6 protein-coding genes are annotated in these 4,843 nt (G+C 36.5%); all 6 read left to right on the top strand.

The features are described 5' to 3' along the window. A partial coding sequence (locus KY055_02740; protein ID MBZ1345517.1) for a transposase occupies positions 1-523 on the top strand: 523 nt, incomplete at its 5' end. Positions 524-629: 106 nt separating this feature from the next. Further along, complete coding sequence (locus tag KY055_02735; GenBank protein ID MBZ1345516.1) at positions 630-866, top strand: hypothetical protein; 237 nt, start codon at positions 630-632, stop codon at positions 864-866. Between the two features lie 240 nt (positions 867-1,106). Continuing rightward, positions 1,107-2,519 carry a hypothetical protein gene (locus KY055_02730; protein MBZ1345515.1) on the top strand — a complete coding sequence of 471 codons (1,413 nt, stop codon included), beginning with the start codon at positions 1,107-1,109 and terminating at the stop codon, positions 2,517-2,519. A 19-nt stretch (positions 2,520-2,538) separates the two neighbouring features. Then, a complete protein-coding gene (locus tag KY055_02725; protein MBZ1345514.1) occupies positions 2,539-2,745 on the top strand; it encodes a peptidoglycan-binding protein in 207 nt (68 codons plus the stop codon). Between the two features lie 227 nt (positions 2,746-2,972). Continuing rightward, complete coding sequence (locus KY055_02720; GenBank protein MBZ1345513.1) at positions 2,973-3,236, top strand: hypothetical protein; 264 nt, start codon at positions 2,973-2,975, stop codon at positions 3,234-3,236. Positions 3,237-3,539: 303 nt separating this feature from the next. Next, positions 3,540-4,568, top strand: coding sequence for a DUF4325 domain-containing protein (locus KY055_02715; GenBank protein ID MBZ1345512.1), 1,029 nt, complete (start codon positions 3,540-3,542; stop codon positions 4,566-4,568). Positions 4,569-4,843 lie beyond the last annotated feature (275 nt).

Below are 4,843 nucleotides of genomic sequence, written 5' to 3'. Positions count from 1 at the left end.
ATTTAAATGGCCCAAGGGCTGGCCAGCCCATCAACCCTTAGTGAAAATATTATCCTATTGCCTTAAAGAAAATCATTTCCATTTATTATTGAAAGAAATTCACAAAGGCGGTCTCTCTTTTTTTATGAAAAGATTGAGCAACGCTTTTACCGGTTTTATCAATCTAAAATATGGCGAAGTGGGTCGAGTTTTTCAAGGAGCATATAAGGGAAAAACCATTATAAAAGAAATAGAAAGCCTGCATTATCTTGACGCTTATATTCAGGCCTTTAATCCTTTTGAAGATTACCCCGGCGGGATTGAAAAGGCGCTGAAAGAGTTTGATAAAGCGTTTGAGTTTGCTCTGTCTAATCCTTTTTGCAGTTTAGGTGAGAGTTTTGGAAAAAGGAATTTGGAAATTATTGATAGAGATATTTTAAAAGAAATGTTTCCAGATATAGAGGCATATAAAGAATTTGCCTACGACGCTCTTTTAGTTAGAAATGCCAGAGAAGTTTTAGGCAAGTTAACAATAGAAGACTAGTGTAGTGTGGAAGACGAGTGTAGATGTCCGACATCTACACTCGGACAATCCCGACTTGCCCCGTGAAATTCTGTTTGGTATAATAAAAAAATTAAGATGATTTTTTATGAATCAAGATTTTTCTGAACTAATTCAATATTTAAATGAGAAGTTTACGCGCGTTGATCAGAGGTTTGATGAAATGAAAAAAGATTTTGTAGATCTTCAGACCTCTGTCGATGCTTATGCAAAGAAAGCTGATACCTATTTTCAAGAAATGGTTGCTTTAGCTCATAAAGTTGATCGCCACGAGAAATGGATTCATCAAATTGCCGAAAAACTCGGAATAAAGTTAGAATTCTAATTTCGGTTTTTTTGGTGGCTGACGTTGTTTATGCCGTAACTACTATTAGTACAAACATTGTCACTAGTGGTAGCTTATCTGTTGGCACCACGAGCATCTTAACCGGTAACACCACAGTAGGTGGAACCCTCGGTGAAGAACCGGGGGCTTTTGTTTTACTTTTATTATTTTGGTATAATAAAAAAATAGTTGTTTAATTTTTAAAATAAATTTTAATTCTAAAAATTAAAAACTCAACCTATGTTCCACCATCTTAAATTGAAAATTAGTTTAATAATTATACTTTCTCTTTTGGTTTTACCAGGCATTGTTAATGCTGTTTCTCTTGGTCAAAGAATTAATTTTTTTATTGAGCCCTCTTTTGACCTGGAAAAAAGAGAGCAAATTTCAGCTATTTTGACCAGAATAAGCCCTAAGCTTTATTTTTATATTGAGGCCCGGTGGTGGGAAGCCCAAAGCCCGGAGCGCCAAAGAGAAATAGATAAAGCCCTAAATTCTTTAGCCGAGGAGTTTCAGAACAGGATTTATCCAATTTTAACTTTTACTTTTGGCTCAGAACCAAAACCGGGAATTGATAGAGATGAGAGAATCACTATTTTGATTCATCCAATGGCTAAAGGAGTCGGCGGTTATTTTAATTCCGGGGATGGTTTTCCAAGATTGCAAAATCCAAAATCAAATGAAAGAGAAATGGTTTATTTAAACAGCCAACATATTGATAAGCCAAATATGAAAGCCCTTTTAGCCCACGAATTCATGCATTTGATTACTTTTAACCAAAAAGACATTTTAAGAAGGGTCTCGGAAGAAATCTGGCTCAACGAAGCCAGGGCAGAATATACTTCAACTTTATTGGGCTATGACGATGTTTATGATAATTCAAGTCTTCAAAGAAGAGTCAGAAATTTCTTAATTGATTCTTCAGATTCTTTGACCGAATGGCTGAACAGAAAACAGGACTATGGAGTAGTAAACCTTTTTATTCAATACTTAGTTGACCATTATGGAGTAAAAATTTTAGTTGATTCTTTACAATCTTCAAAAGTCGGCATTCCTTCAATCAATGAGGCCTTGGCAAAAAATGGATTTAAAGAAGATTTTTCTCAAATTTTCACTGATTGGAAAATTGCGCTTTTGGTTAATGATTGTGGATTGGGGCCGAAATATTGTTATTTGAATCCTCATCTCAGCAAATTAAAAGTTATTCCTTTAACCAATTTCCTTCCTTTTGTTGGACAGGGAACTTTAGCCGTAACTCATACGACTAAAAATTGGTCAGCCAACTGGCATAAATTCATTGGCGGCCGGGGAGTGTTAAAACTTGAATTTAATGGCTCAGATAGAGTCAATTTTAAGGTGGCTTATGTGATTGAGGATATAACTGGCAGATTGACCATTGGCTTTTTAGATTTAGACCAAAATCAAGATGGAAAAATTTATGTTTCAGATTTCAACGCTAAAAACCGCTCGCTTGCCATTCTGCCCTCAATTCAAGCTCAGATTTCAGGATTTAATGGAGAAGAAAAAAGTTTTTCTTTTTCCTGGACAGCTTCCATTGTTGAGAGAACCTCAGAACAAGAAGCCGGCCCGCGTCCAAGCCCAAATCAACGTCATTTTAGCCCAACAGAGACCCGCTCTCTGCCAGCGATTTGAAAATAATCTTTATTTTGGAATGAGAAATAATGCCGAGGTTCGCTGCCTTCAGCAATTTCTAAAAAATCAAGGCGCAGAAATTTATCCCGAGGGCTTAGTTACCGGCAACTTTCTTTCTTTAACGGTTTCCGCGGTAAAAAGATATCAAGCCAAAAAAGGAATAATCCAGACAGGATACTTTGGTCCTTTAACCAGAACAGCAGTCAACCAAGACCTCAGCCGTTAATTTGACAAGNNAAAAATAAATGGGGTCAGCTCTATTTTCCTGCGTTAACCCAGCGCAGGCAGTCATTCGCTTTCAGGAAAAATATGCCAGCGAAATTCTTGCACCCCTTGGTTTGCAAAAAGGTACGGGTTATGTAGGCTATGCCACCAGAACAAAAGTTAATCAAATCTTGGGACAATAAATTTTTTATTTGACAATTGCTCCTGATTTATTAAGATAAAAATAGTATGGTTAATCAAATTAGTAAAAATTCAATAACTATTTCCAGAAGGATGATTCAAAAAAAAGGCGGTATTGTGATTTTGGACTTAAAAGAGTACCAAAAGTTATACGAAAGAGCAGTGCCGACTTATTATTTGGAAGGAAGAGAGGCAAAAGAGTTAGATAAATTAGTTGAAGAGGGTTTAAGAGAATATCGAAAAGGGAGATGTAAAACAATAAAATCATTAGCTGATTTAGTTAAAAAAGGGACGGGTACATTTTTTCATTAGGAGTAAGGCAATAAGGTAAAAAGAAAAGAGGCAAAAAGTACCCGTCCCTTTTCGTCTCTCTAAGCGGGGTCGAAGAAGATAAATCTTCTTCTTCCCCCTTCGCTATCGCTCGGGAGGTTGACAACTTGTTGACAACTTTGAATTTTGGGAATACAATAAAGTTGTCAACCCCGCACCTATTCTTCTGAGGACTTGTGGTAATAAATAATCAAGAGCCGATAGGCGGCTTCGCCTTATGACTTTTGAATAACCCCAAACTTTCACTGGAATAGGTGCGGGGTCAACACATAACAATATGGCGATATGGAGATCAAGCCGCTTATTCTTAAAAAAATAAAAACTCAGGGAGAGGTTAATGTTGCCGATATCGTCAAAGCAACTGGTTTTTCTCGCGCCTATGTCCACAGATTTTTTCAGGAACTTAGAGACGAGGGGAAAATTATTCTTTTAGGCAGAGCCAACAAAGCGAGATATTTATTGGCTCAGAAAGAGCTTGTTGCCCGGGTAAAAAGAAAAATTCTGGATTTTCATTGTATTTTAGAAAACAAGAATATCGCCGAAGACATTGTTTTGGATAAAATTAAAAAAGGAACCGGAATTTTTTTCGGTTTGTCTCAAAAAATAGTTCAGATATTAAATTACGGTTTCACCGAAATGCTAAACAACGCCATTGAACATTCAAAATCAAGAGTGATTGAGGTGTCTGTGAAAAAGGAGAAAACAATGGTCCGTTTTGATGTTGTTGATAGGGGAATAGGAATTTTCAACAACATTAGAAAAAAGAAAAGATTAAAAAACGAATTAGAAGCAATTCAGGACTTAATAAAAGGAAAGCAGACAACTATGCCTCAAGAGCACAGCGGCGAGGGAATTTTTTTCACTTCCAAAGCGGGAGATATGCTGCTCATTCAAAGCTCTAACAAAAAGTTGATATTTAATAATATTTTAAATGATATATTTATAAAAAACATCAAGAATTTAAAGGGGACAAAAGTGACTTTTACTATCGGGCTAAAGTCAAAAAAAGACCTTAACGCGCTTTTTCAACAATATTGCGAAGATTCGTTTAAGTTCAACAAAACGGAAGTCAGGGTTGTACTTTACAAGGCGGACAGCGATTATATTTCTCGTTCCCAGGCAAGAAGAATTTTAAGCGGTCTTGAAAAATTCAAAACAATTATTCTTGACTTCCATAATCTTGACACAATTGGTCAGTCCTTTGCGGACGAGGTGTTTAGGGTTTGGAAAAATCGTCATCTCCACATTGATATTCAATGGAAAAACAGTAATGATAATATAGATTTTATGATTAAAAGAGCCCTGCCAAAATAAGTTAAAAAATGGGGTTAACTCTATTTTCCCCGAAGGACAAGCCTACGGGGTAAACTTGCCAAAGTGCCAAAGAAAGGTCAAAAATTAATAAATTAATAGATTAATTAAAAATATGGAGATTTTCTTTCTTGCCGGCTTTGTGGGCGGCGCCATAAGGGGAGTAATGGGCATTATGAAATACGTCCTTTCCTACAAAGACGTTAAAATGCAATGGGGGTATTTTGGCGGAATGGCCGCGGTTTCCGGATTAATAGGCCTGATTTCCGCCTGGCTAA

Source organism: Candidatus Nealsonbacteria bacterium, from assembly GCA_019923625.1.
Lineage (GTDB): Bacteria > Patescibacteriota > Minisyncoccia > Minisyncoccales > RBG-13-42-11 > JAHXGN01.
This window is presented reverse-complemented; position numbering and strand designations above follow the sequence as displayed.

Excerpts from the sequence above, each read along its gene's own strand:
- KY055_02735 (MBZ1345516.1), top strand. The coding sequence starts at position 630 with ATGAATCAAGATTTTTCTGAACTAATTCAATATTTAAATGAGAAGTTT.
- KY055_02730 (MBZ1345515.1), top strand. The coding sequence starts at position 1,107 with ATGTTCCACCATCTTAAATTGAAAATTAGTTTAATAATTATACTTTCT.
- KY055_02725 (MBZ1345514.1), top strand. The coding sequence starts at position 2,539 with ATGAGAAATAATGCCGAGGTTCGCTGCCTTCAGCAATTTCTAAAAAAT.
- KY055_02720 (MBZ1345513.1), top strand. The coding sequence starts at position 2,973 with ATGGTTAATCAAATTAGTAAAAATTCAATAACTATTTCCAGAAGGATG.
- KY055_02715 (MBZ1345512.1), top strand. The coding sequence starts at position 3,540 with ATGGAGATCAAGCCGCTTATTCTTAAAAAAATAAAAACTCAGGGAGAG.